A 25985-nucleotide genomic window follows, 5' to 3' on the forward strand; every position below is an offset into this window, starting at 1 on the left:
TGGACACCTCATGTCGCCCGAGAAAGTCATCGAGGCCGCCGGCGGCGTGCTGTGGCGGCCTGCCGCGGGCGGTTCCGGCATCGAGGTGGCGCTGGTCCACCGGCCGAAGTACGACGACTGGTCGATCCCGAAAGGCAAGCTGAACGCCGGCGAACATCCCGTGCTCGGCGCGATCCGGGAGGTGCAGGAGGAGACCGGCCACGTCGGTGCGCCGGGCCGGCCGCTCGGCGAGATCCACTACCTCAAGGACGGCTCCCCGAAGCGGGTCCGCTACTGGGCGATGCGGGTGACCGGCGGCGAGTTCGTCCCCAACGACGAGGTCGACCAGCTCATGTGGCTGCCGCCGCGAGAGGCGCAACGCCACCTGCTCCCGGACCGGGACCAGAGAGTCGTCCAAGGCGTGACGCAGGCGTCCGTGTCGACCTGGCCGTGCCTGATCGTGCGGCACGCCAGCGCCGGCGAGCGCAGCAGCTGGGCCGGCAACGACCGCGAGCGACCACTCGACGCGCTCGGTGACGACCAGGCGGAGGCGCTCGTGCCGCTGCTGGCCGCCTACGACATCCGCCGGGTGATGTCCGCCGACGTGCTGCGATGCCTCGAGACCATCGGACCGTACGCTGCGGTCGCCCGGCTCACGGTCGAGAGCGAGCCGCTGCTGTCCGAGGCCGGCTACGACCAGCAGCCCGACCTGGCCGCCGAACGGCTCGTCGAGCTGCTCGGGACGCACGTCGCGTCGGTCGTGTGCACGCAGCGCAAGACCATCCCCGGTCTGGTGCAAGCCACCTGCACGGCGCTCGGCGCCAAGCCTCCTGAGGACCCGAGCCTGCGCAAAGCGGGGCTGTTCGCGGTCCACCTGCAGGCTGCTCCCACGCTGCGAATCGCCGCGATCGAGCGTTTCGACCCCGTCGTCTGACTCCAGCCGCGGCACCAGGCTGCCGAGCACTATCTAGAGGCGCGCGTCTCACAGGCACCATCCCTATGCTCCACCCACAAGCGCGCTCACGAGACACGACGACGAAAGCCGCCGGAGGACCCACGACATGCAGCGATGGACCATTGGCGCGCGGCTCGCGGTCGCCACGACGATCGTTGCGGCCACCGGAGCGGCGATCACTCCCGGCCTTGCTCACGCCAGCGGTCCGGCGACCGGCGTCACCGTCTTCCTCAAGGCCCCCAACACCGCCGCCTTGCAGCGGCTGGCCGACGCCACCGGCCTGACGCACGCGCAGCGCGTCCGGGCGCTCACGGCGCTGCTGCCGACCGCGGCAGAGCGAGCGCAAGCGATCGCCGCGCTGCGTGACGCGGGCCTGACCGTGACCGGCCAGAGCGCCTGGTCCGTGTCGGCTTCCGCCCCCAGCTCCGAAGTCACCGCCGCGTTCGGCGCCCACCCGATTGCCCACGCCCATCCGACGGCCGCCGAGGAAGCCGCCGCAACCGGTCCATACCTGTCGATGCCGGCAGCGCTGCAGAACGTGGCAACGGCGGCCTTCCCGACAACTGCGGGCCCGGCGGCCTACCACCCCGCCGACGACTCGTGCGACAACTGCCTCGGCGGCGCCGACTTCCGCAACGCCTACACCGCCCCTGATGTCACTCCGAGCAGCGGGCTGGACAGCGCCGCGACGCTGACGATCGCGACCATCCAGCTGGCCGGCTGGAACCCGGGCGACCTGACGAACTGGGCCAACACTCCGGGCAACGTCGTGGGCCCGACGTACAACGCTGCGCAGGACCTGACGATGGTTCCGGTCGACCAGGCGAGCGTGCCGACCCCGCAGAAGGGCGACACCTCGGACGAAGAGGTGGACCTGGACCAGGAGGCGCTGTACGGAACCGACCCCTACGCCCACCAGCGCCCGTACTTCGCGCCGAACACCAACGCCGGCATCGCGGACGCCTACTCGCAGATCGTGGACGACGTCCTTCAGGACAACCACGCCTACCAGGGTGGCGACCCCCACATCGTCGCGGTGTCCAGCTCCTGGGGAATCTGCGAGGCCGACAACGGCATGCAGGACATCCGGGTGATGGAGCCGATCCTCGAGTCCGTCGTCGCCGCCGGCGTCACGGTCTTCAGCTCGAGCGGCGACAACGGGATCTACGACAGCTCGGCCGATCCGGACGAAGCCGACTGCAACGGGCTCACCGCGAACGTCAACTACCCGGCGTCGTCACCGGCGGTGGTGGCCGTCGGCGGGACCAACCTGCTTCCGGTGGGCACGAGCTCGCCGAACGTCGGCAACAACTGGGCCGAACAGGCCTGGACGTGCACCAGCAAGGCGTCCTGCGCATTCGGCGACGGCAGCGGCGGCGGCGTCTCTGATGTGTTCACCAAGCCGGCCTACCAGAACAAGATCACCAACGCGCCGTTCGCATCCGTACGAATGCGCATGGTTCCCGACATCAGCGCCGACGCCGATCCGGCAACCGGGTTCCGGATCTACACCACCGACCCGACGGACACCGCCAACAACGGTCCCAACTACTTCCAGTTCGGTGGCACGAGCCTAGCCTCGCCCGCCTCCGCCGCACTGTTCACCGACATGCTGGCCGCGCATGGCTCGACGAGCGGCATCGGCGACATCCACCAGGGTCTCTACAACGCCTACGCCGCGAACGTCGGCGCCTTCCGCGACATCACGCAGGGCTCGAACGGCGCGACCGCGGACGCCGGTGCCGACCCGTCGGTCAACGCGGGCGTCGGGTACGACACCGTCACCGGGCTGGGATCGCCGTTGTGGTCGGCCGTGTCCTCCTACGTGTTCGCGGCCCGGCCGGTCCTGCCGCCGACGTCGGTCGGCAGCCTGTCCCTCACCCACCCGACGAGCGCCTCCCAGCCGAACCAGGTGACCGCCACCTGGACGAGCACGAAGTCGGCAAGCGGGATCGCTTTGGCCGGCGCCGCCGTCACGATCCACCGCGACGGACAGTCGCAGCCGGTCTACACGAACCCGACCGCACCGGCGAACGGCAGCTTCGCGTTCACCGGGGTGCCGGGCGCGACGTACCAGATCTCGGTCATCTCCTCGGACGTCACCGGCGCGAAGTCGAAGGAAGCCGACTCGTCGCTGTCGGTGCCGATCGACGACACCGCGTTCAAGCTCAGCGGCAGCTGGCGCCGCGTGCGCTCCGACGACACGTACGCGGGAAGCATGGTCACCAGCGCGCACAAGAGCTCGTACGCGACAGCGACCGCGGCCGGCGCGACGTACGGCCTGATCGTGCCCGTGGGTCCGAGCTACGGCCTGCTGCGCGTCAGCTGGAACGGTTTCAACCTGCTGACGATCAACGAGTACGCACGTACGCCGGGAACCAAGGTCGTCGACATCTTCGACAGCGGCCGGCGGCAGACGCGGACGTTCAAGTTCACCGTCCTCGACCGGACCGCTGTCGCGAGCCCATCGACGTCAGGCAACGTCGGCATCGACGGCCTCCTGGCGATCTACTAGACCGCTCGGGTCAGGCGGCGCTCCTGGCCGCCTCGGCGACGATCCGCAGCAGGTACGGGACCTGGAACGGCTTCTGCATGATCGCGAACGCGTTGTTCTCGCGCGCCTGGCTGAGCTGCTCCTCCAAGGCGTAGCCGGTCATCAGCACGATCTGCGGCGGCGGGTGGTCGAGCGAGGCGAGCACCTCCACCCCGGTCATCGCAGGCATCCGGATGTCCATGATGATGACGTCGTAGGGCTCGCTGCGGGCCAGCTCGAGCGCGGCCGCGCCGTCCTCGGCCGGCGTGACGACATAGCCGGCCGTCGTGAGGATGTCGACGAGCGTCTCGCGCATGCCGGCCTCGTCGTCGACGACCAAGACCGACGTGGTCATGTCACCCCCTCCGCCTCGACCGCGGGGAGCTCCACGGTGAACGTCGTACCCCGCCCGGCGGCACTGACAATCGTGATCGTGCCGTGATGAGTGTCGACGATTCGCTTGGTCACCGACAAGCCCAGCCCGATTCCCCGGGCCTTCTGGGTGAAGAACGGCTCGAAGATCTGCTGGCGAACCTCGTCGTCCATCCCCATTCCGGTGTCGGCGACGGAGATCCGAACCCGGCCTTCGGTCGCTGATGTGCTGATCGTGACCTCTCCCCCGTCAGGCATCGCTTCATAGGCGTTGGACAGCAGGTTGAGCAGGACCTGCCGGAGCTGGTCGCGGTCGGCGGGCACCATCGGGAGGTCCGCGGCGTCGTCGCGGTGGACCGTGACCTCCGGCGGCGCCGGCATCACCGACTGCACTTCGTCGATCAGGTCGGGGAGGTCGACCGGCGCGGTGACGGGTGCTCTGGCTCGCGCGTAGTCGAGCAGATCCGAGACGATCAGCGTGGCGGCGCCGACCTCTCGCTCGGCGGTGTTGAGGTGCCGCAGCGCGTCGGCGGTGCCGTCGGGGCGCTCGACCGCCGACCGCAGCAGATAGTGCGCGTTGGTGATCACCCCGAGCGGGTTGCGCAGCTCGTGCCCGATCGCTGACGCGAGCTGGCCGATCGCGGCGAGCCGTGTCGCTTGCACCAGCTTGCCTTGCGCCTCCTCGAGCTCACGCACCGATGCCTGCAGCTCCTCGGTCCGCTCCGCGACCAGCGCCATGGCGTAGTCGCGACGGCGCAGCAGCGTCTCGACGAGGAACCCGAGCAGCACGGTCAACAGCGCCCCGACGCCGAAGACGAGCAGATAGTCGTTCGCCGCCAGCGAGCCGGTGAGCGAGCTCGTCGCGCGCGTGGCCACCAGCCAGGTGTCCGCACCGAACGGGGCCGTTGCGGTCGCGACGTCGTCGCCGGTGGGCGGCGCGCCGTTGGTGCTCAGGATCAACGCGTCGGGATCACGGGTCGGCTCGCCGTACAACGCGACGTTCAGCTCGTGGAACGGCGCGCTCGTCGTCGTCGCCGACGCCGCCGCCTCCAGATCCAGCGGCAGCTGCTCGTAGACCACGAGGCCGTGGACCCCGACGGCGTGCGCGAGACCGAGCACCCGATGAACCCCTTCGCCGAGCACGACGGAGGTCGCACCCGCCGTTCCGGCCTCCTCGGTACGCCGCATCAGCGCGGCGAGGGGTGCGGCGGGCACCTGGTCGAACGACCCGGTCGTCGCGAGGTAGTGGACCTGCTCGGCCGGCCCGCTGACCCGCGCCAGCGCGGTGGTCGTGGTGAACCCCCCGGAAGCGGGGGCCAGCGCGTTCGACGCGCTGCGGAAAGCTGCCCGATCCGCGCCGTTGAGCGCCGTCTCGGCCGCGACCGTCGAGATCTGGGTCTGCAGCCCGGCGAAGTCAGAGGTGAGGATCAGCGCGATCTCGGAGGCACGCTCGGCGAGCAACCGGTGCTCTTCGTTGCGATTGGCGCGATGGGCGGCCCACGTCGTACCGCCGGTGGCCGCGATCAGCGTCGCGACGACGGCAAGGGTGGGCAGGCGGACACCGCGCACCGTCACCTCCGGCTCGATCGAAGTAGGACACAACGTAGCCAACGATGCATCCTTGATGAGATGAACGAGGACGTCGGCACCCGCGGGGTGCAGGTCCTGGTGGTCGACGACGACCAGGCGATGGCCGGAACCATCGTCGAGATCCTGACCACCCGGGGCCTCAGCGCCGTAGGTGTGACCAGCGCCGGCGCCGCGATCGTGCGGGAACGGGAGCTGCACCCATCGGTCGTGATCTGCGACCAGCGGCTGCCGGACATGACCGGACTCGAGCTGTGCGCGGCGATTCGAGCCTTCGACGCCGACGTCTCACTGATCATGCTGACCGGCTACGCGTCGCTGGACACCGCGATCGCGGCGGTCGGCCAGATTGACCAGTACCTGACCAAACCGGTCCCGGTCGAGGCCCTGGTGGAGTCCGTGCAGGCAGGCGTCGCGCGCACCGATCAGCGGGTGCGCGAGCGCATCGCGGCGGAGGAGATGCGCATCCAGCTCGAGACCGAGCTGCGCCGCCAGGCCTCGCACGACGCGCTGACGGGCCTGGCGAACCGGTCGCTGTTCGCCGAGCGCGCCCAGCACGCCCTCGAACGACGCTCGCTGACCGAGCTGGTCGTCTGCTTCTTCGACCTCGACGACTTCAAGGACGTCAACGACAGTTTCGGGCACGGCGCGGGCGACGAGCTGCTGCGGGTCATCGGCGGCCGGCTGCGCGACTGCGTGCGCCCGGCGGACACGGTCGCTCGCTTCGGCGGCGACGAGTTCGCGGTCCTGCTCGAGGACACTCAGCTCACCGAGGCACTCGACGTCGTCGATCGCCTGTACGCCGCGGTCAGCTACCCGCTGCGGCTCGGCGACGAGGAGGTGCTGGTCCATCTCAGCGTCGGGATGACGACGCTCGGCGGGCGCAGCGTCACGTCGGAGGAGCTGCTCGCCGAGGCGGACGCGGCGATGTACGCCGCCAAGGCTCGCGGCAAGAACCGCTACGAGATCTTCGAGCCGTCGATGCGTACGGCGAGCGAGCTCCGTTCCCAGCTACGGGTCGAGCTCGGTGACGCCCTCGCCAACCACGAGTTCGTCCTGTACTACCAGCCGCTGGTCGACTTCGTCTCCGGGGAGTGGAAAGGGATCGAGGCGCTGGCCCGCTGGCCGCATCCCGACCACGGCCTGCTCGAGCCGGCGGACTTCGTCGACATCGCGGAAGCCAAGGGCCTGATCGTCGAGCTCGACCGCTGGGCGCTCTCCGCAGCATGCGCGGCGATCGCGCGAGCGCCGGAGCTCACGGTCACCGTCAACGTGTCCGGGCGAAGCGTGCGCAACCACGACTTCGGCGAGATGGTGCAGGCGGCCCTGCGCGACAGCGGTGTCGACGGCTCCCGACTGGTCATCGACATCGCGGACCTGGCTCGCGACCCGGAGCGCGCTCGCGCGCAGATCCGCTCCGTGCAGGCGCTCGGCGTCGCCGTGTCCCTCGACGAGTTCACCGGCGACATCCCGTCCTTGCGCCGGCTGCGCACGCTCGACCTGAGCTACCTCAAGATCGACCACCAACTGGTGTCGGACCTGATCAGCGGCAAGGGCGCCGCCACGATCGCGGGCGCCTTGATCGACATCGCGCACGAGCTGGGCATGCGTGCGGTCGCGATGGGCGTGGAGACCGAGGAGCAGAAGGCCATGCTCACCGCCCTCGACTGCGACCTCGGTCAGGGCTACCTGTGGGCGCGCCCGGCGCCGATCGAGGAACTCGCGACGCACCTTGCCGTGCATCGCGGTGCGGTCAGCCGCTGAGCGTCGCTACTCGGCGGCCTGGTTGGCCGCGGCGTAGCCGAACTGGAGCAGGTCGGCGCCGGCCCGAACCGCGAACACGCTCGCGACGAACCGGGTGAACCGAGGCGCCGCGGCGAGGCCGATGACGAAGCCCGACGCGATCCACTGGTCCATGCAGAACGGGCAGGTGATGAGCTCCCCGATGGCGTGACGCGCACCGCTTCCCGCCACTTCTTCCTCGACCTCACCCGGGGATGCGGAGCCTTCGAAGCGGGCGAACGGCGCCCGGAACGGACTGGTCACGGCGTCCCGGCTGACGGTCCTGCTCAGCTTGTGGGTGGCCAGCGCCAGCAGGGCCAAGTCACCCGCCCCGAACCGGTCGGGCAGCTTGCGCTTGGCGTTCAGCCGCCAGATCGCCGCGCCCATCCCGGTGAGATAGACCGCGACCGCGCCGGCGTACCCGGCGAGCTCGGGCAGTGGCCGCCCGTACCTCGCCTCGGCCCGCACGCCGCGATCGAGTGCCTCAGCTGTCGTCGACATGCATCGCCCGTTCCTCGGGAGCGAAGCCGCCGCGGTCGGCGCCGACGTCTTCACCCCACAGATCTTGGTCCTTGCCGTCATCGGAAGGCGCGGTGAGCCGACCGGCCCGCTCCTCGGGATCCTCGGGATAGGGCTGGCCGTCGGCCGCACCGCTGTGCTGCGACACGTCGGGCAGCTCACGGGCGAGCCGGCCGTCGAGCGGCTCGCCGGCACGTTCTTCCTCCGCGGTCATCCCGAAGTCCTCGGCGGCGATCGGAGCGTCCCCGGGCGCCGCGAGGTCCTCTTGCGCGTCACCGGTGATCACCTTGCCGGGCAACGCGTCCGACTGGTCGGGGATGCCCTCGTCTTCGAGCGCGGAGCCCGGGTCCGGTTCGGGGTAGCCGCTCGCCGTGCTCATCACTGCACCGACCCGCCCGGGAGATCGGCCCGGCTCAGCATGCCGACGAGCTTCTCGCCGTCCACCACCGGAAGCCGCCCCACCTTGTGCTTGCGCATGGTGGCAACCGCGTCCTCGACCTCGTCGTCGGCGTTGACCGTCACCACTTCGCCGCGAACCAGGTCGATCAACCGGGTCTCCCCCGAGAGCTTCCCGGCGGCGGCCACCTCGGCGACGAGGTCGCGATCGGTCACCATGCCTCGCAGGTGGCCTTCGGAGTCGCACACCGGCACCGCGCCGTCGGTGGCGTCGGCGAGCTGGCGGGCCGCCTCGGCGACTGTCGCGTCGTCCTTCAGGTACGCCGTGCCCGGCGTCATCACCTCACGCGCGGTCGTCACGTAGTGCCCTTCAGCAGCGGCAGCACCTCTTCGGTGAGGAACTTGATGCCGCCTTCCTGGTCCGGACCCATCTGGGAGAGGTAGACCTCGTCGAAGCCGGCGTCGACGTACTGCTTGATCGCCGCCGCGGCGCGCTCCGGATCGGGGCCGCACGGCACCGCCTCGGCGGTCTTCTCCGGCGAACCGGCCTCGCCGAGCTGTTCGAACTCCGCCCAGGAGGGCAGGTCCTGCGCGGCCTGGCCGCCGACCGCCTCGAAGCCCCACAGCCGGTGCGCCGTCTTGGCCGCCTCCTCCTCGGAGGGGGCCCAGCAGAACTTCATGCCGCCTTGCGTGATGCCGCGACCGCCCGCCGCGCGGTACTGGTCCACCAGCTCCTTGGCGGGCTGCACGTTGATATAGCCGTCGCCGACCTTCGCCGCGAGCGCGGTCGATGCGGGGCCGAAGCCGGAGACCAGGATGTCGGGCTCCTTCTCCGGCAGCGAGAAGATGCGGGCGGCGTCGACGGTGTAGTGCTCGCCGCGGTGGGTCACGGTCTCCCCGCTCCACAGGCGGCGGATCAGGCCGATGGCCTCCTCCAGCCGCTGCAGGCGGATCGGCGCCGGCGGCCAGAGACCGCCGAGGATGTGCTCGTTGAGGCGCTCGCCCGAGCCGACGCCGAAGCTGAACCGACCTGGTGCCAACGAGGCGATGGTCGCGGTGGCCTGTGCGAGCACCGCAGGATGGATCCGGTCGGTCGGGCAGGTGACGGCGGTGGTCATCCGCAGGTCGGTGCTGGCAGCGATCGCGCCGAGCACGGACCACACGAAGCCGCTCTCGCCCTGCTCGCGAGTCCACGGGTGGTAGTGGTCGGAGATCCAGATGCGATCGAAGCCCGCGTCCTCAGCGGTCTTCGCCAGCTCCACCTGGCGCTGCGGGCTGAGCTCTTCGGACGAAAGAAAGAAGCCGAACTCTGTCATGTCGTTGACCTACCCGTCACTGCGGTGAGCACTCGCCCCCCCCATCGGTGATCAGGGATGCCCGCGGTGCTCGCCGGTATTCGGCAGCGGTCGGCAAACCTCCGCCAACCAGGAGGGGACAGAAGTCGATCAAGAGGGAATGCAGCGGTTGTGACGGATTCATCGCAGGTACGGCGGGCACGCGTCGCCGTGGTGACGGGCGGCTCCGCGGGCGTGGGCCGGGCAACGGTTGTCGAGCTGGCACGCCACGGTTGGGACGTGGGCGTGATCGCGCGGGGTACGGCGGGGCTAGCCGGCGCCAAGACCGACGTCGAGGCGCTCGGTCGGCGCTGCCACACGGTTGCGGCCGACGTCGCGGACCTCGACGCCCTCGAACGGGCCGCGGCCGACATCGAACAAGCACTCGGACCGATCGACCTGTGGGTGAACAACGCGTTCGTCGGCGCGCTGCGGACGTTCTGGGACACCGATCCGCAGACCTACCGGCGAATCACCGAAGTGACCTACTTCGGCCAGGTCAACGGCACGCGGGTCGCTCTCGGGCTGATGCGGCCCCGGGACCGCGGCGTCATCGTCAACGTCAGCTCTGCCCTGGCCTATCGAGGGATCCCGCTCCAGTCGGCCTACTGCGGGGCCAAGCACGCGATCAAGGGCTTCACCGAGTCGGTGATCACCGAGCTGATGCACGAGAAGAGCAACGTCCGGGTGTGTCTTGCGACGTTGCCGGGTCTGAACACCCCGCAGTTCGACTGGAACGACAACGCGATGCCCGGTCACCCGCAGCCGGTGGCACCGGTCTTCCAGCCCGAGGTCGCCGCCCGCGCGATCCGGTTCCTCGGCGAGCACCCGCGCCGCAGCATGTGGATCGGGGTTTCCTCGGCGTACACCGTTCTGGGCAACCGCATCGCGCCTGCATTCCTCGACCGCTACCTCGCGCGCACCGGCTTCGACGGCCAGGTCACCGACCACGGGCCGCGCCGCGACGTCAACGTGTTCACGCCCAGCGATGAGGACGAGGACGCCGGCGCCCATGGGATGTTCGACGAGACCGCTCATCCGAGCGACCCGTGGTCGGCGGTCTCGATGGCGGTATGGAGCCTGCTGGACCGGCTGCCCTTCCTCGGCGGGCGATGATGCGGGACGAGGACGGCTACGCGCCGATCGAGTCCTACGCCGCCATCGGCGACGGGCGCACCGTGGCGTTGGTGTCGACCGACGGCCGGATCGACTGGTGGCCGGTGCCCGCGATGGACGCGGCACCCACCTTCGCGGCCGTGCTCGACAGCGCGCAGGGCGGCTACCTGGAGCTGGCGCCGGAGATCGCGTTCGGGTCGACCCGCCGCTACGTGCCGGACACCAACGTGCTCGAGACGACGTTCACCACCGAGCGCGGCGCGGTGCGCGTCACGGACTCGCTGCCGCTGGGCCGCTCCGGCCGGCTGGCCTGGAGCGAGCTGGTCCGGCGGGTCGATGCCCTCCACGGCGAGGTTCCCATGCGATGGACCATCGCGCCGGGCACCCAGCTCGCCGCCGTGCAGCCCTGGATCGCCGATCGCCAGGACGCGATGATCATGCAGGTCGGTGAGGAGCAGCTCGCGCTGCGGCTCTACGACGTCGGCGAGCCGGTCTGCGACGGCCACCGAGTGTCGGCAAGCTTCACCCCGACCGCCCAGCGGCCCGGGCTCATCGCGGTGGTGGGCGGCGCGGACGCGCCGGTGTTCCTCGCCGACCGAGACGAGCTCGAAGGGCACCTCACCATCACCACCGACCGCTGGCGGGAGTGGGCGTCGGCGATCGACTACGACGGCCCCTGGCAGGAAGCGGTCCGGCGTTCGGCACTCGCGCTCCGCATGCTTCAGTTCGTGCCTACCGGCGCGGTGGCAGCCGCCGCGACGACCTCCCTGCCCGAGCGCCTCGGTGGCGACAAGAACTGGGACTACCGGTTCATGTGGATCCGGGACTGCTCGTTCACCGTCGACGCGCTGCTGTCGCTTCGGCTGCACGACGAGGCACAGGCAGCCGTGCAGTGGATGCTCGGCGCGCTGCGCCGTACCTCACCGGAGCTGCACGTCTTCTACCGGCTCGACGGGTCCGCCGCCGGCAACGACGAGTCCCGCCCCGCGGTGTCGGGGTACCGCGGCAGCCAGCCGGTGCGAGTCGGCAACGGCGCCGCGCGCCAGGTGCAGCTCGGCACCTACGGCGACCTGTTCGACATGATCTGGCAGTACGTCGACGCCGGCCACTGCCTCGATCCGCGGACGTCACAGCTGCTGTCCAGCCTCGCCGACCGCTGCTGCGACACCTGGCGCCAAGAGGACGCCGGCGTGTGGGAGCTGCCGACCTCACGGCACTACACGGTCTCGAAGATCGGTTGCTGGACCGCTCTCGACCGTGCCGTGCGCCTGTGCGAGTGCGGTCAGGTCTCCGGCGGCAACCTCTCGCGGTGGCGCAGCGAGGCCGCACTGATCAGAGCGTGGGTCGAACAGAACTGCTGGTCGGACAAACGCGGCTGCTACGTCGGGTACGCCGGCGGCGACGGGCTGGACGCGGCCACGCTGCTCATGGCGCGGTCCGGCTTCGATCGCGGCGAGCGCCTCGCGGCGACGGTGGCGGCGATCCGCAAGGAGCTCTGCGACGGCCCGCTGGTCTACCGCTACTCCGGGGTGGACGAGGAGGGCGCGTTCATCGCATGCAGCTTCTGGCTGGCGCAGTCGATGGTGTACCTCGGCGAGCTCGACGACGCCCGAGAGCTGATGGACCAGCTGGTCGCGAAGGCCAACGACGTCGGGCTCTACGCCGAGGAGATCGATCCGGACACCGGCGCGATGCTCGGCAACTTCCCGCAGGGGCTCTCGCACCTCGCCCTCATCAACGCCGCCTGCGCCTACGCTCACGCCGCCGCGTAGGCAGACCCGCCGATCATCTCGAGCAGCCGCTTCGCATCGCGCACGGCCGCGCCGCCGGGGTCGTTGTTGGCGTAGACGTAGCCTGCGTCGGCTGCCCTCAGCAGGGCCGCCCAGCGACTGAGGTCGGCCTCGTCGTAGTCCCAGCCGTCGCGGCCGTGGTGGAGCCGCAGATAGCGCCACGGCGCGGTTTCCCACAGCGGTCCGAGGCTTCGCCCCTCCCGATCCGCCCAGACCAGGGCCGCTCGATGACGGGTCAGGACGTCGCGCACGTCGTCGACGAACCACGACGGGTGGCGGGGCTCGACGGCCACCAGGACGTCGTCCGGGAAGCACGCCAGCGCGCCGTCGAGGCGTCCCACCTCCACCGGCAGGTCCGGCGGCAGCTGGACGAGGATCGGGCCCAGCAGACCGCGGCGGCGAAGCGGCTCGAGGACACCCAGCAGCCGTAGCACCGGTTCCTCGGGCTCGCGCAGCCGCTTGACGTGGGTCAGGAACCTGCTCGCCTTGATGCCCATCGTGAAGCCGTCGGGGACGGTGTCCGCCCAGCGCTGGACGGTGTCCAGCTTGGGGAGCCGGTAGAAGCTCGAGTTCACCTCGACGGTGTCGAACGAGCGGACGTAGCAGGCCAGCCAGTCGCGCTGCGGCAGCTTCGGCGGGTAGAGGCCGCCACGCCAGTCTGCGTACTGCCAGCCGCTGGTACCGACCCGCACCCGTCCCACGTATGCAGCCCTACCCGGCGTACTCAGCGAGACACCGGGAACGCATGAGTCACCCGCGTCGGCGAGAGGACGGATCAATGGCGAGCTTTGCAAAAGAGGCATTGCGGGGTCGGAACCGGACCGTGTCGGGCATCGCCATCGTGGCAGCACTGGCCGGGCTGTTGTTCGGGTTCGACACCGGCGTGATCTCCGGAGCGCAGCTCTACATCACCAAGGACTTCCACGCCTCGACCGGCGCGCAGAGCTGGTTCGTCGGCGCCCTCCTGCTGGGAGCGTGCGCGGGCGCGGCCGCCGCCGGCTACCTCGCCGACCGGTTCAGCCGCAAGTTCACGATCGTCGGCGCAGGCGTGGTGTACGTCGCTGCCGCACTGTGGTCCGGGCTGGCTCAAGGCACCGGCTCATTGATCGCCGCTCGTGCCGTCCTCGGTCTGGCCGTCGGCGCCGCATCGTTCGTCGGGCCGCTCTACATCTCCGAGCACGTCCCGCCGAAGCTGCGCGGCGGAACGGTGTCATTCAACCAGTTCATGATCACGTCCGGGATCTTCATCGCCTATCTCGTCGACTACGCGTTCAAGGATGTGACCAACAGCTGGCGCTGGATGCTCGCGCTCGGCGCGCTGCCCGGGATCGCGCTCACCATCGGCATGCTCCTGCTCCCCCACACGCCCCGCTGGCTGCTCGAGGCCGACCGCGAGGACGAGGCGCGCCGGGTGCTCGCGCGCTCACACTCGCGGCGGGGCGTCGACAAGGAGGTCGAGGAGATCCAGCACGTCCTGGCCTCGGAGCGGAAAGCCGGCCTGCGCGCACTGCTGGCGGCCGACACCCGCCCGATGTTGCTGGTAGGGCTCGGGCTGGCGTTCTTCCAGCAGGTGGTCGGCGTCAACACCGTCGTCTACTACGCACCCACGATCCTGCGCTACACCGGGCTGTCTGCGAACCAGTCGGTGACCGAGGCGCTGTCGGTGGGCATCACCAACGTCGTCTTCACCGTGGTGGCGATCGCACTGCTCGACCGGCTGGGTCGCCGGGCACTGCTGATCACGGGGACGGTCGGGCTGACCGTCGCCCTCGCCGTGCTCGGCGCCTTCTTCCAGTCGAGCACGCTGCAGAACGACGCGTCCTGGCTGGCCGTCGTGGCGCTGGTGGTCTTCATCGCGAGCTTCGCCATCGGGCTGGGACCGGTGTTCTGGCTGATGATCGCCGAGGTGTTCCCGCTTCGGGTGCGCAGCCAAGGCATGGCGGTATGCACCATCGTGAACTGGGCGGCCAACTTCTTCGTCTCCTACTACTTCCTGACTTTGGTCGCGGACATCGGCCGACCGGCCACGTTCTGGCTGTACGCCGGCTTCGGCGTGCTGGCGACCGCCTTCTTCGCCCTGCGCGTCCCGGAGACGAAGGGACGCACCCTCGAACAGATCGAGCGCGACCTGGGCGCCGCTCCCGAGTCGTCCCGCTCGTCCTCACGCTCGCGCCGCAACGTGGCGCACGCCCGGTAGGAGGACTCAGCGCGCGGCGAGCCGCCCGAGGGGCGAGTCGTCGAAACGACGCAGCAGGTCGGTGAGGTCGCGATAGATCTCCGCCGCGCCCGCCTCTCGGAGCACGGGCTCGGCGATGCCGCCCGTCAGCACGCACACGCACGCCATGCCCGCCTGCTCGGCCGCCGCCACGTCCCACACGGTGTCGCCGACGAAGACGGCGTCTCGCGGGTCGACGCCCGCGAGGTCGAGCGCCGCGTGGACGATGTCGGGGTCGGGCTTGGACGACTCCACATCGTCCTTCGTCGTGACGTGGTCGATCGCGTCCTCGGCATCGATCGCCTTCCGCAGATGCGCCGCGTCGCTCGCCGACGCGCTCGTCGCGAGCACCACGGTCAGGCCCCTCGCCTTCACCTGCCGCAGCAGGTCCGCGGCCGCCGGAAAGGCCCGGAGCCGATACAGCTGCGGCCCGTAGAAGTCGCTGTGCGCCTCGACGATGCGGTCGTCGGACTTGCCGAGCACCGACTCCACCAGCCGCTGCGAGCCTTGCCCGATCAGCTGATGGCAGGTGCTCGCCGGCACCTCGTAGCCGTAGGCGTGAAACGCCTCCGCCCAGGCGACCGCGTGCAGGTAGTTGGTGTCGACGAGGGTGCCGTCGACGTCGAAGAGGACCGCCCGGCTCGTCACGACGCGACCCGGAAGCGCTCGGCGTCCGCGGTGCGCAACGACACCCCATGCCCCGGCGCGTCGGAGGGCCTCAGGTGGCCGTCGCGCGCGGCAGCCGCGCCGTCGAAGAGCAGCTCCTCCTCGACTCGGCAGTGGTCGTGGAAGTACTCGATGTGGCGGATGTTGGGCACCACTCCGACGAACGCGGCATGCAGGTGCGGGGCACAGTGCGCTGACACGTCCAGGCAGTGTGCGGCGGCCACCGCCGCGGCACGCAGGAACTCGGTCACCCCGCCGCATCGAGTCGCGTCGATCTGCAGGCAGTCCACCGCCGACGCGTCGACCATCCGGGCGAAGTAGGGCAGGTCGTAGCCGTACTCGCCGGCCGCCACGTCCGCCAGTGCCGCGTTTCGCACCCGGCGCAGCCCTGCCAAGTCGTCGGAGGTCACGGGCTCCTCGAACCAGCTCACACCGAGGTCGTCGTAGCGGTGCGCCATGCGGACCGCCTGTCCGACGGAGTAGCCGCCGTTGGCATCGACGAAGAGCCCACGCTCGTCACCGATGAGACGGCGGACCAGACGCGCCCGCTCGAGGTCACGCCCCTCACGTGAGCCCCAGCTCTCCCCCACCTTGATCTTGACGGCCTCGACCCCGCATCGTTCCAGCCAGTCGGTGATCTGCCGCGTCGTCTGCTCGTCGTCGTACGTCGTGAACCCGCCGCTGCCGTAGACCTCGACCGGTTCGCCGGACCCTCCGAGCAGACGGTGCAGCGGAACGCCGAGCAACCGCGCCTGCAGGTCCCACACCGCGACGTCCACCGCGGAGATGGCGGTCCCCGCCACGCCGTCGCGGCCGACGTTGCGAACCGCGCGCGACATCGCGGCGTTGGCGCCACGAGGGTCGAAGGCCGAACGGCCCGCCACGACCGGTCCCAGCATGTCCTCGACGACTCCGGCGGCAGCCGAACCGGCGTAGGTCCAACCGAGACCGGTCACGCCACCGGCGGCCGCCGTGACGACCACGACGGTGGTGGCATCCCACGACAACGTGCCGTCGGCCTCGGGACTGTCGGTCGGCACCCGGTAGGCGGCCGCGTCGACCGCATCGACGGTGACGTCGGTCATCGACGGTCCACGACGAGCCGGTCCGCCGCCCGCGCAGCGAGCGCCATGATCGTCAGCGCCGGGTTGGCTGACCCCTGCGTCGGGAGGACGCTGCCGTCCACGACGTAGAGGTTCGGAATGGACCACGTGCGCAGATCGGCGTCGACCACACCGTCCTCCGGCCGGGCGCTCATCCGCGCCCCACCGACCAGATGCGCGTTGCGGTCGATGGTGATGACCTCCGTCGCGCCGGCCGCCTCGAGGATGCGCACCTGCGCGGCCCTCGCGGCGTCGAGCAGCATCCGGTCGTTCTCGCCGAGGCTGTAGCTGAACCTCGCGACCGGCAGTCCGTAACGGTCCTTCTCCTCGTCGAGGGTCACCCGGTTCTGCGGTCGTGGCAGGTACTCGCACAACGCGCCCAGGGTCGCCCAATGGACGTAGTCACGCATGTACTCGCGTAGCGGTTCCCCCCAGTGGCCCTGGGCGGCGACGTGCTCCGCCCAGGTGATCGGCAGCGGTGAGACGTTCTGGATGCTGAAGCCGCGCTGGTAGGGATTCGTCGGGTCCGTCTCGTAGAACTGCTCCGACGTCACCTCGGGAGGCGGCGCCTTGTGCATCCGGATCTCTTCGTCGAACCGGCCGGCCGCCTGCGGTGCCCCTTGCACCATCACGTAGCGCCCGACCTGGTCGTGGTCGTTGGCGAGGCCGTCGGGCCAGCGCTTGGTGGCCGAGTTGAGCAGCAACCGAGGCGTCTCGATCGCGTAGCCGCAGACCGCGACCACCCGCGCCCGCTGTCTGCGCTCGACGCCGTCCCTGAAGTAGCGCACCCCGGTCGCCCGACCGCTTGCGTCGTCGACCTCGACCGCACACACCATGCTGTCGGCACGCACCTCAGCGCCATGAGCGAGCGCGTCAGGCACGTGCGTGATCAGCGGCGACGCCTTCGCGTTGACCTTGCACCCCTGCAGGCAGAAGCCCCGATAGATGCAGTGCGGGCGGTTGCCGAACCGTCCGTTCGCGATGGCGACCGGGCCGACCCGGGTCTCGATGCCGAGCGCGAGCGCCCCGCGCTGGAAGATCATGCCGTTGCCGCTGACCGGGTGCGGCGAGTGCGGGTAACGGTGCGGGTCACCCCACGGCCACTCCTGCCCCGCTACCGGCAGCTCCTCCTCGATCGCCCGGTAGTAGGGCGCCAGCTGCTGGTAGTTGATCGGCCAGTCGGCGCCGACGCCGTCACGGGAGTACGTCTCGAAGTCCGACGGGTGGAACCGCGGCACGTAGCCGGCGAAGTGGACCATCGAGCCGCCAACGCCCCGGCCGGAGTTGTTCGACCCGAGCGCGACCGGGTTGTCGCCGTCGATCACCCGCGGTTCGGTCCAGTACAGGTGGTGCGAGCCGGCCTCGTCGCTGACCCAGTCACGGTCCGGATCCCAGAACGGACCGGCGTCGAACCCGACCACCCGCCATCCGGCGCGCGCCAGCCGCTGCATCAGCACCGAGCCGCCGGCCCCCAGGCCGACGATCGCGATGTCGACCTCTTCCTCGTCGTCGAACCGGCGCATGTCGCGGCGCAGCCGGTGGTCGGTACGCGTGCCGTCGTTCGGGAGCAGCCACGCCGACGCGTTGCGCTGCTTGACGCGGGACAGGCTGGTCATTCGCCGGGGCTGACCGGGTCGAGATCGACGGTGTCCGCTACCTCCCACGGCTCACGCGCGTCGATGCCGATGTTCTTGTACCCGCGCGGGTAGGCGGGCCCACCGAAGCCGATCTCGTTCCATACCAGCGGGTGGCTGTAGAACGCGGTGCAGGCATAGCGGGTCCACAGGCTCCACACCCGGTCGGCGCTCAGCCCGTGCCACATGCCCTGGCCCAGCTGTTGGACCGCGCGGATCAGGTCGGCCTGGATCGGCCGCTCGAGCTCGGCGAACGGTGCGCCGAACTTGGCGTTGGCGTCCTCGTCGAGCGCGGCGAACGAGGCCCGGAACGCGTCGCCGTCCTCGGGCATGTCGTGGTAGTGCCAGCCGTCGGTCTCGCCTTCGCACAGCCTGGCGTCGACCATCTCCAGTATCGGGACCACCCGCTCGTCGCACTGGCCGAGCAGCTGGTCGAACAACGCCCTCCCGACGGCTTCCTCGGCCGGTGTGAAGAAGTGCAGCGCCGCGGCCGGGCCGAGCCGCGCCAAGACCACCCCGGCCGTCGTGTCGTCCCAGTGCCGGACCTCGCCGAGAACGTCGAAACCCGGGAACCGCGCAGGCGCGCTCATTCGCCTTCGCGGCGCAGGATCGCGGCCAGCACGCCCATCCCACCCACCATCGTCATGAGCATCGGGGCGAGCAGCGGCGGCCCCATCTCGATGTTGTAGCGGCCGAGAGACCAGCCACCCGGTCGTTGCGCCACGCCGCGGGCGTGCAGGTACGTCCCCTGCACGCCGTTGGCGATCATCAGCGTCGAGACGAGCGGGAGCACCGTCTTCGCCGCCCGCTTGCTGAAAACGCCGGCGACACCGGCGGCGAGCCCGACCGGCCCGAGCGCGACGGGCAGCCACATCATGCGGTTGCCGAAGCTCGCCCGGTCGTGTTCGAAATAGATCTCGGCGGCGGTGATCACCGACCCGACTGCGGCAAGACCGGACAAGGAACGCTCGAAATGCCCGGTCTCGATGTTGCGCACCAGCACGTCGATGCCGTGCACGGCTTCCGCGGCAGCGGCCATCTCAGCCCTTGCCGCCGGGAAGGAACTCCTGCGCCTTCAGCTTGACGCCTTCCTTGATGACGTCCCAGCGGTCGGAGTCGCCGCGGACGACCGCCGAGATCATGTTCTCGATCTGGTCGAGGGTGGCGTGGGGCGGGATGGGCGGGACCGCAGGATCCGTCACGAACTCCAGGACGCACGGCCGGTCCGCGCCGAGCGCACTGCGCCATGCCGGCGCGATGTCGCCGGGCTGGTCGATCCGCAGACCCTGCAGGCCGATGCTGCGCGCGTACTCGGCGTACGGGAACGGTGGCAGCTGCTGGGAGGGCAGGAACTGCGGCGCCCCTTCCATGGCGCGCATCTCCCAGGTGACCTGGTTGAGGTCCTGGTTGTGCAGCACCGCGATGATCAGCCGCGGGTCACTCCACTCCTGCCAGTACTTGGAGATGGTGATGAGCTCGTTGATGCCGTTCATCTGCATCGCCCCGTCGCCGACGAACGCGATCGCCGGCCGGTCCGGATGCCCGAACTTCGCGCCCACCATGTAGGGGACGCCGTTGCCCATGGTCGCCAAGGTGCCCGACAGCGAGCCCCGCATCCCCGGACGCAGCTTGATGTTGCGCGCGTACCAGTTCGCCGACGAGCCGGAGTCGGCCGACACGATGACGTTGGCCGGCAGCACCTCCGAGGCCTCCGCAAACACCCGCTGCGGGTTCAGCGGGTCGGCGCCCACCTGCGCCGAGCGGTCCATCACGTCCCACCACCGGGCGACATGCTTCTCGATGCTCTCGCGCCAGGAGCGGTCGTTCTTGCGCTCGATCATCGGAAGCAGCTGCTTCAACGTCGCGCCGGCGCTGCCGACGAGGTTGAGCTCGTACGGATAACGCATCCCGATGAACCGGGGGTCGATGTCGATCTGGATCGCCCGCGCCTGTCCGAACTCGGGCAGGAACTGGGTGTACGGGAAGTTCGACCCGATCGTGACGAGGGTGTCGCAGCCGGTCATCAGCTCATACGACGGGCGGGTCCCCAGCAGACCGATCGACCCGGTGACGAAGGGCAGCTCGTCGGAGAGCACGTCCTTGCCGAGCAGCGCCTTGGCCACCCCGGCTCCGGTGAGCTCCGCCAGCTCCACGACCTGGTCCGCCGCCTCACGGGCGCCTTGCCCGATCAGGATCGCGACCTTCTTGCCCGAGTTGATGATTTCCGCCGCGTGGGCGAGCTCACGCTCCGGCGGCAGCAGCTGAGGCTCCACGATGCCGAGGCTGGACGGCACCATCTTGAACTCGTGCGTCGGTGCGGCGTACTCCAGCTCCTGGACATCCGACGGAATGATGATCGCCGCAACACACCGCTGGGTCATCGCCGTGCGCATCGCCCGGTCGATCACGTTCGGCAGCTGCTCGGGGACCGTCACCATCTGGCAGTACTCGTTGGCGACGTCCTTGAACAGGCTCAGCAGGTCGACCTCCTGCTGGTAGGACCCGCCCATCGCGCTGCGGTTGGTCTGACCGACGATCGCGACGACCGGTACGTGGTCGAGCTTCGCGTCGTACAGACCATTGAGAAGGTGGATCGCGCCCGGTCCGGAAGTCGCGGCACACACCGCCACTCGTCCGGTGAACTTCGAGTAGCCGACCGCGGCGAACGCCGCCATCTCCTCGTGGCGCACCTGCACGAACTTCGGGTCGTTGTCCGCCCGGCCCCACGCAGCGAGCAAGCCGTTGATCCCGTCCCCGGCATAGCCGAAGACGCACTCGACTCCCCACTCCTTGAGTCGTGCCAACACCTGGTCGCCAACAGTGGCCACGTCGAGTCCTTTCAGCTCTCCCCGAAGACGTTCGTGATCTACCCCCGCAGAACGCCGAGCATGCGAGGCGCCGGTGCAGCGCGGGCAGATCCGGGTAGACCCATGCCGTGAACAGCGCAGAGCTCCTCGCCGAAGCCTTCAACCGCGTCCAGCAGGGCGTGCACTCGACGCTGGACGGACTCGGCCCCCGCGAGCTGGCGGCCCGCGTCGACGCCGATCGCGAGCACCCGGAGGCCAACACGATCGCCTGGCTGATCTGGCATCTCACCCGCGTGCAGGACGATCACGTCGCCGACGTGGCCGGCCGCAAGCAGGCGTGGCACGAAGGCGGCTGGCTGGAGAAGCTGGACCTGCCGTTCGACCAGGACGCGACGGGCTACGGCCAGAACCCCATGGACGTCGCGGCTGTACGGCCCCGCTCCGCGGACCTGCTCGTCGACTACTACGACGCGGTGCACGAGCGCACGTTGGACTACGTCGGGCAGCTCGGCGATCGCGACCTCGAGCGCGTCGTCGATGACTCCTTCGATCCCCCGGTCACCCTCGGCACCCGCCTCATGAGCGTCATCGTGGACGACCTCCAGCATCTCGGGCAGGCCGCGTACGTCCGCGGTCTCCTCACGCGGCAGCCGTGAGCCCGGCCGTTTAGTGCCACCTCGCTCGGGCAGCGTCGTGCGGTAGGCGCCTGTGCGCGCGTCGATCCGAGGAGGGCTCTCCTATGACTGAGCCGATGAATGCCATCGAGTTGCTCGAGGACCAGCACCAGCACATCCGCTCGTTGATGAGCCTGGTCGGCGAGGCAGAGACCGAGCAGGTCCGCAAGCGGGCGTTCGACCAGCTGCGCGAGCTGATCGCGGTGCACGAGACGGCAGAGGAGATCGTCATCCGCCCGGTGACCCGCCGCGCGTTCCCCGGCGGCGAGCAAGTCGCCGACGCCCGGATGGCGGAGGAGAACGAGGGCAAGTCGGTGCTCGCCGAGCTCGAGAAGCTCGACGTCACGGATCCGGCCTTCGCCAAGACCTTCGCTGAGTTCCGGGCTGCGGTCGAGGAGCACGCGCAGCACGAGGAGCAGCTCGAGTTCCGCGCCCTTCGCGACCACGTGGACGGGGAGAGCCTCGACAAGATGGGGCAGCGTATCCAGCAGGCCGAGGCCGCCGCCCCGACCCACCCTCATCCCGCCGCGAAGACGACGGCGACCAACGCGCTGCTCGGCCCGTTCGCCTCCATCGCCGACCGAATCCGCGACGCACTGGCGTCGTAGCTGAAGCCGTCGTCGCATGACGACGCTCGCGGCCGCTGCGGTCGCCCGATCCGGTCAAGGCTGGAAGCAGGTCGGGGAGCTCGGCCTCGCCTTCCTGCTGGCCAGCCTGATCGGGCTCGAGCGGGAGCTGAAACGCAAACCGGCCGGCCTGCGTACCCACACCATCGTCGGCGTCGGAGCGGCGCTGTTCACCCTCGTGTCGAAGTACGGCTTCGCCGATGTCCTGGTCCCCAACCAGGTCGTGGTCGACCCTTCGCGGGTCGCCGCCCAGATCGTCAGCGGCATCGGTTTCATCGGCGCCGGGCTGATCTTCGTCCAGCGTGACTCGGTACGCGGGCTGACCACGGCCGCTGCGATCTGGCTGACCGCTGCCGTCGGCGCAGCCGCCGGCGCCGGCCTGTGGCTGCTGGCGGTGCTCGGCACTGCCACTCACTTCGTGATCGTGTACGGCTACACGCCGTTGATCCACCGGCTCAGCCGGGAACGCGGTCCCGACGACGAGGAGTGAGCCGCGGTTCAGTCGCGGTGCCGACGCGGGCTGGCGTGGCACTCGGGATCGAGCCGGTCGCTCGGAGTGATGCGGCCGGCGCGGACCAGCAGGCCGTAGCGGGCCATGAACTCGACGAGCTCGTACTGGTCCTCGTCGGGCGTGCCGACGTACTCGACCGCATCATGGGCATGGACGATCTCGGTCAGCACGTCCTCGGCGCTGAACTCCGGAAAGGCCTTCGAAAGCTTGTTCCGCAACGTTTCCCAGTTCGCCGACGCGCTTCGAGGCATCGTGGTACCTGGCATAAGTGATCAATGCCCGGCCCCACGCCCCGAAAACGTCTAGGGTCCCGTGATGGCCGCCGCGCGCGCAACGAAGGCCGGGATGCCCCCGGTGGTGGCGCCGATGCTTGCCTCTCCCGGCGAGCTCCCGGCCACCGACTCGGCGTGGGCGTTCGAACCGAAGTGGGACGGCATCCGAGCGGTCACCCGGCTGGACGGAGCGGGTGCGCTCGCGGCCAGCAGTCGCAACAGCCAGGACCTGTCCCGGATGTTTCCCGAGCTCGAGGTGCTCACCACTGTGTTGCGCAAGCGGCCGGCAGCCCTCGACGGCGAGCTCGTCGCGCTCGACGACGCCGGCGTCCCGCGCTTCGGTTTGTTGCAGGCGCGTCTCAACCTGACCAGCGCGTCGATGATCGCGCGGCGGGCGAACGAGGTGCCCGCCACCTACATCGTCTTCGACGTGCTCCACCTGGACGGGTCGTCGCTGCTCGACCTGACCTACGACGAGCGGCGTTCGGCTCTCGAGTCTCTCGGCCTCGACGGGGACGGGGTGACGACCGGCGCCTCCTACCGCGACGTCGCCGGCGCCGACGTGTTCGCCGCCGCCAGCAGCCGAGGCCTGGAAGGAGTCGTCGCGAAGCGGCGCGCCTCCCGCTACCAGCCGGGCAGTCGCAGCACCGACTGGATCAAGGTCAAGGCGATGCGCGACCAGGAGGTCGTCGTCGGCGGCTGGCTGCCCGGGCAGGGCCACCTGCGCGGGACGTTCGGCGCGCTGCTGCTCGGCGTGCCGTCACCGGACGGGTTGGTCTACGTCGGCAAGGTCGGCACCGGGTTCAACGACCGAGCACGGGCAGCGCTGCTCACCAGACTGCAGGAGTTGCTCCGCGACGAGTCGCCCTTCACCGGACCGATCGACGCGAAGGACCGGGCGAACGCGCGGTGGGTGGCCCCGCAGATCGTCGGCGAGGTGCGCTTCGGAGAATGGACGCGAGAAGGTCGGCTGCGTCACCCCAGCTGGCGCGGGGTGCGCCCCGACAAGGATCCAGCCGATGTCCGCCGGGAGTAGGCGTGGCGAGTAAGAAGACCGCGGTCCAGATCGACGACCGCGAGCTGATGCTGTCCAACCTCGACAAGGTGCTCTACCCCGAGGCGGACTTCACGAAGGCCGCCGTGCTCGACTACTACGCGCGCATCGCCGAGGTGATGATCCCGCATCTGGCCGCGCGCCCGGTGACGCTGCGCCGCTACCCGGACGGCGTCAGCGGCGAGACGTTCTTCGAAAAGCAGCGGCCGTCGCACGCCCCGGACTGGGTGCGCTCGATGCGCGTTGCGTCGCGGTCGGGTCGCCAGGGCCGCGACTTCATCGACTATCCGCTGCTCGGCGACCGTCCCAGCCTGGTGTGGGCGGCGAACCTCGCCGCGATCGAGCTGCACGTCCCGCTGTGGCACCGCGACGGTGACGCCGAGCCGCCGACACCGCCGGATCATCTGGTGTTCGACTTCGATCCTGGGCCCGGCACGAACATCGTCGAGTGCTGTCGCATCGCACTGCTCGTCCGCGACCGGCTGCGCAACAGCAAGTCGGCGGTCGCCAAGACCAGCGGCTCCAAGGGCCTGCAGGTCTACGCGCCACGCGCCGGCGCGTCCTGGGACGACATCCGCGACGAGGTGCTGGGCATCGCCAAGGCGCTCGAACAAGACCATCCCGACCAGGTGGTCGTCTCCCAGGACAAGAAGCTTCGTGAGGGCCGGGTGCTCATCGACTGGAGCCAGAACCATCCCGCCAAGACGACGGTTGCGGTGTACTCGCTGCGCGCCACGGCGTACCCGACGGCATCCACGCCCGTCACCTGGGACGAAGTGGAGCGGTGCGCCGCGAAGCGGGACGCGACGTTGCTGCGGTTCCTCGCACCCGACGTGCTCCGGCGCGTTGACGAGCACGGTGACCTGTTCGCGCCGCTGCTGCCGAAGCGGCCGCGCGCGAAGAAGCGCTAGGACGCCTTCGAGCGTCGCGGCTTGGGGGCTGCGGCAACGGCGGCGGCGAGCTCGTCCTTGGTCATCGAGGAGCGGCCTTTGATGTCGAGCTTCGCGGCCTGCTTGAGCAGCTCGGCCTTCGACATCCCGTCGAGATCTGCCGAGCCGGCGGTCTGCGCCGGCGCTTCGACCTCGTCGGAGGACTCCGACTTCGACGCGGCGGCCTTCTTCCCGCCGCCGCGGCCGCCACGCTCGGCGATCGACTGCTCGAGAGCCGCCATCAGGTCGATGACGTTGGTCTTCGGCGCCTTCTTGGCCGTCACGATCTTGCGGCCTTCACGCTTGGACTCGATCAGTGACTGGACCCGCTCGCGGTAGGTGTCGTGATAGCGCTCCGGCTCCCAGTCGACGCTGAGCGACTCGATCAGCTGACGGGCGATCGTGAGCTCGCGCTCGGCGAAGGAGTCGTCATGCGGCAGCTCCCCGACAACCTCCTCCGGGTCGCGGATCTCGTCGGCGAAGTAGAGCGACTCCAGGACGAGCGCGTCACCGGACGGGCGGATCACGACGAGGTGCTCGCGGTCGCGCATCACCATCGTTGCGATCGCGGCCTGGCCGGTGTCCTGCATCGCCCGCCGCAGCAGTGCGTACGCCCGGTCGGCACCTTTGCCGCGCGGCGCGAGGTAGTAGGTCGACCGGTAGAACGTCGGGTCGATGTCGGCCAGGTCGACGAAGTCGCTGATCTCCATCAGCTCGGAGCGGCCCGGAGCGACCGAGGCGAGCTCGTCGCGCTCGACCACGACGTACTCGTCATCGCCGGTGTCGTAGCCGCTGACGATCTCCGAGGTGGGGACTTCCTCGCCGGTCGCCTCATCGACCTTGCGGTAGCGCACCCGGTTGCCGGTGGCCTTGTTCAGCTGATGGAAGCGGACGGCCTTCTCGCTGGTGGCGCTGAACAGCCCCACCGGCACGTTGACCAGCCCGAAGGCCAGCACTCCCGACCACAGTGCGCGTGGCATCTTCCACTCCCTGCTCAGCCGCCGCATCAGGTGGCGGGCGTCTCACTTCCTCATTCCCGTATCGGCGGGTTCGTACCGGAGGCTGAGCGCTGCGAATAGCCCGAAATCGGACGGGTAGGCCGGTTCCGACCAGCTTCGAGGAGGAGACCGG

Annotated in this window: 25 protein-coding genes and 1 pseudogene; 11 read left to right on the forward strand and 15 right to left on the reverse strand. The window is 69.9% G+C overall.

Features of this window, described 5'->3' with window-relative positions; translation table 11 throughout:
• Nucleotides 1–10 precede the first annotated feature (10 nt).
• Nucleotides 11–913: an NUDIX domain-containing protein gene (locus VG899_11700; protein ID HWA67020.1), complete on the forward strand. Its 903-nt coding sequence runs from the start codon at nucleotides 11–13 to the stop codon at nucleotides 911–913.
• 127 nt (nucleotides 914–1040) lie between these two features.
• The gene (locus VG899_11705; protein ID HWA67021.1) at nucleotides 1041–3449 is read left to right on the forward strand and encodes a S53 family peptidase; all 2409 of its coding nucleotides are present in this window, start codon (nucleotides 1041–1043) and stop codon (nucleotides 3447–3449) included.
• 10 nt (nucleotides 3450–3459) lie between these two features.
• Here the strand turns inward: VG899_11705 and VG899_11710 are convergent, their stop codons facing one another.
• The gene (locus VG899_11710) at nucleotides 3460–3822 is read right to left on the reverse strand and encodes a response regulator (protein ID HWA67022.1); all 363 of its coding nucleotides are present in this window, start codon (nucleotides 3820–3822) and stop codon (nucleotides 3460–3462) included.
• Nucleotides 3819–5414 (reverse strand): ATP-binding protein, encoded by a 1596-nt coding sequence (locus VG899_11715; protein ID HWA67023.1) that lies wholly within the window; start codon nucleotides 5412–5414, stop codon nucleotides 3819–3821. Before VG899_11715 ends, VG899_11710 begins: the two co-directional genes overlap by 4 nt.
• Before the next feature lie 54 nt (nucleotides 5415–5468).
• On the opposite strand from VG899_11715, the gene VG899_11720 reads away from it, so the two are divergent.
• Nucleotides 5469–7190: an EAL domain-containing protein gene (locus tag VG899_11720; protein HWA67024.1), complete on the forward strand. Its 1722-nt coding sequence runs from the start codon at nucleotides 5469–5471 to the stop codon at nucleotides 7188–7190.
• A 6-nt stretch (nucleotides 7191–7196) separates the two neighbouring features.
• On the opposite strand, the gene VG899_11725 is transcribed toward VG899_11720, so the two are convergent.
• Genes VG899_11725 through VG899_11740 form a run of 4 tightly spaced genes read right to left on the reverse strand, consistent with a single transcriptional unit; the run spans nucleotide 7197 to nucleotide 9439 of the window.
• Nucleotides 7197–7709, reverse strand: coding sequence for a DUF1360 domain-containing protein (locus VG899_11725; protein HWA67025.1), 513 nt, complete (start codon nucleotides 7707–7709; stop codon nucleotides 7197–7199).
• Entirely contained in the window at nucleotides 7693–8106 is a 414-nt protein-coding gene (locus VG899_11730; GenBank protein ID HWA67026.1) for a DUF5709 domain-containing protein, read from the reverse strand. The genes VG899_11725 and VG899_11730 overlap by 17 nt, the downstream gene beginning before the upstream one ends.
• Nucleotides 8106–8483, reverse strand: coding sequence for a CBS domain-containing protein (locus tag VG899_11735; protein HWA67027.1), 378 nt, complete (start codon nucleotides 8481–8483; stop codon nucleotides 8106–8108). The genes VG899_11730 and VG899_11735 overlap by 1 nt, the downstream gene beginning before the upstream one ends.
• Nucleotides 8480–9439 (reverse strand): TIGR03557 family F420-dependent LLM class oxidoreductase, encoded by a 960-nt coding sequence (locus VG899_11740; GenBank protein ID HWA67028.1) that lies wholly within the window; start codon nucleotides 9437–9439, stop codon nucleotides 8480–8482. Before VG899_11740 ends, VG899_11735 begins: the two co-directional genes overlap by 4 nt.
• Nucleotides 9440–9589: 150 nt before the next feature.
• Here VG899_11740 and VG899_11745 point away from each other — a divergent pair, with 150 nt between their 5' ends.
• Entirely contained in the window at nucleotides 9590–10573 is a 984-nt protein-coding gene (locus VG899_11745) for an SDR family oxidoreductase (GenBank protein HWA67029.1), read from the forward strand.
• Entirely contained in the window at nucleotides 10531–12345 is a 1815-nt protein-coding gene (locus VG899_11750; GenBank protein ID HWA67030.1) for a glycoside hydrolase family 15 protein, read from the forward strand. Before VG899_11745 ends, VG899_11750 begins: the two co-directional genes overlap by 43 nt.
• Here VG899_11750 and VG899_11755 read toward each other — a convergent pair.
• Nucleotides 12330–13055: a DUF72 domain-containing protein gene (locus VG899_11755; protein ID HWA67031.1), complete on the reverse strand. Its 726-nt coding sequence runs from the start codon at nucleotides 13053–13055 to the stop codon at nucleotides 12330–12332. The genes VG899_11750 and VG899_11755 overlap by 16 nt on opposite strands.
• An 86-nt stretch (nucleotides 13056–13141) precedes the next feature.
• Between VG899_11755 and VG899_11760 the strand changes: the two genes are divergently transcribed.
• Nucleotides 13142–14560 carry a sugar porter family MFS transporter gene (locus VG899_11760; protein ID HWA67032.1) on the forward strand — a complete coding sequence of 473 codons (1419 nt, stop codon included), beginning with the start codon at nucleotides 13142–13144 and terminating at the stop codon, nucleotides 14558–14560.
• 6 nt (nucleotides 14561–14566) lie between these two features.
• Here VG899_11760 and VG899_11765 read toward each other — a convergent pair whose 3' ends face one another.
• The 6 genes from VG899_11765 to VG899_11790 form a co-directional block, all read right to left on the reverse strand.
• Complete coding sequence (locus tag VG899_11765; GenBank protein HWA67033.1) at nucleotides 14567–15226, reverse strand: HAD family hydrolase; 660 nt, start codon at nucleotides 15224–15226, stop codon at nucleotides 14567–14569.
• Nucleotides 15223–16329, reverse strand: a complete 1107-nt coding sequence (locus VG899_11770) for an enolase C-terminal domain-like protein (protein HWA67034.1) — start codon at nucleotides 16327–16329, stop codon at nucleotides 15223–15225. The genes VG899_11765 and VG899_11770 overlap by 4 nt, the downstream gene beginning before the upstream one ends.
• Entirely contained in the window at nucleotides 16326–17870 is a 1545-nt protein-coding gene (locus VG899_11775; protein ID HWA67035.1) for a GMC family oxidoreductase, read from the reverse strand. The genes VG899_11770 and VG899_11775 overlap by 4 nt, the downstream gene beginning before the upstream one ends.
• Before the next feature lie 89 nt (nucleotides 17871–17959).
• Nucleotides 17960–18571, reverse strand: coding sequence for a gluconate 2-dehydrogenase subunit 3 family protein (locus VG899_11780; GenBank protein HWA67036.1), 612 nt, complete (start codon nucleotides 18569–18571; stop codon nucleotides 17960–17962).
• Nucleotides 18568–19020 (reverse strand): hypothetical protein, encoded by a 453-nt coding sequence (locus VG899_11785; protein HWA67037.1) that lies wholly within the window; start codon nucleotides 19018–19020, stop codon nucleotides 18568–18570. The genes VG899_11780 and VG899_11785 overlap by 4 nt, the downstream gene beginning before the upstream one ends.
• Before the next feature lies 1 nt (nucleotide 19021).
• Nucleotides 19022–20809: a thiamine pyrophosphate-requiring protein gene (locus VG899_11790; GenBank protein HWA67038.1), complete on the reverse strand. Its 1788-nt coding sequence runs from the start codon at nucleotides 20807–20809 to the stop codon at nucleotides 19022–19024.
• Nucleotides 20810–20916: 107 nt separating this feature from the next.
• Between VG899_11790 and VG899_11795 the strand changes: the two genes are divergently transcribed.
• The 3 genes and pseudogenes from VG899_11795 to VG899_11805 all read left to right on the forward strand — a co-directional run bounded on the left by VG899_11795 (nucleotide 20917) and on the right by VG899_11805 (nucleotide 22533).
• Nucleotides 20917–21444: a DinB family protein gene (locus VG899_11795; protein ID HWA67039.1), complete on the forward strand. Its 528-nt coding sequence runs from the start codon at nucleotides 20917–20919 to the stop codon at nucleotides 21442–21444.
• A 95-nt stretch (nucleotides 21445–21539) separates the two neighbouring features.
• On the forward strand, nucleotides 21540–22070 hold the full coding sequence (locus VG899_11800) for a hemerythrin domain-containing protein (GenBank protein HWA67040.1): 531 nt from the start codon (nucleotides 21540–21542) through the stop codon (nucleotides 22068–22070).
• Between the two features lie 16 nt (nucleotides 22071–22086).
• Nucleotides 22087–22533: pseudogene (locus VG899_11805) on the forward strand (MgtC/SapB family protein).
• 53 nt (nucleotides 22534–22586) lie between these two features.
• Here VG899_11805 and VG899_11810 read toward each other — a convergent pair.
• Nucleotides 22587–22850, reverse strand: coding sequence for a hypothetical protein (locus VG899_11810; GenBank protein ID HWA67041.1), 264 nt, complete (start codon nucleotides 22848–22850; stop codon nucleotides 22587–22589).
• 64 nt (nucleotides 22851–22914) lie between these two features.
• On the opposite strand from VG899_11810, the gene ligD (VG899_11815) reads away from it, so the two are divergent.
• Both ligD (VG899_11815) and ligD (VG899_11820) read left to right on the forward strand, forming a co-directional pair.
• Nucleotides 22915–23907, forward strand: coding sequence for a non-homologous end-joining DNA ligase (gene ligD, locus VG899_11815; GenBank protein HWA67042.1), 993 nt, complete (start codon nucleotides 22915–22917; stop codon nucleotides 23905–23907).
• Nucleotides 23908–23909: 2 nt separating this feature from the next.
• Nucleotides 23910–24836, forward strand: a complete 927-nt coding sequence (ligD, locus tag VG899_11820) for a non-homologous end-joining DNA ligase (GenBank protein HWA67043.1) — start codon at nucleotides 23910–23912, stop codon at nucleotides 24834–24836.
• Here ligD (VG899_11820) and VG899_11825 read toward each other — a convergent pair.
• Nucleotides 24833–25834 (reverse strand): Ku protein, encoded by a 1002-nt coding sequence (locus VG899_11825; GenBank protein ID HWA67044.1) that lies wholly within the window; start codon nucleotides 25832–25834, stop codon nucleotides 24833–24835. The genes ligD (VG899_11820) and VG899_11825 overlap by 4 nt on opposite strands.
• Between the last annotated feature and the right edge of the window lie 151 nt (nucleotides 25835–25985).

This window comes from Mycobacteriales bacterium (assembly GCA_035550055.1).
Taxonomy (GTDB): domain Bacteria; phylum Actinomycetota; class Actinomycetes; order JAFAQI01; family JAFAQI01; genus DASZTV01.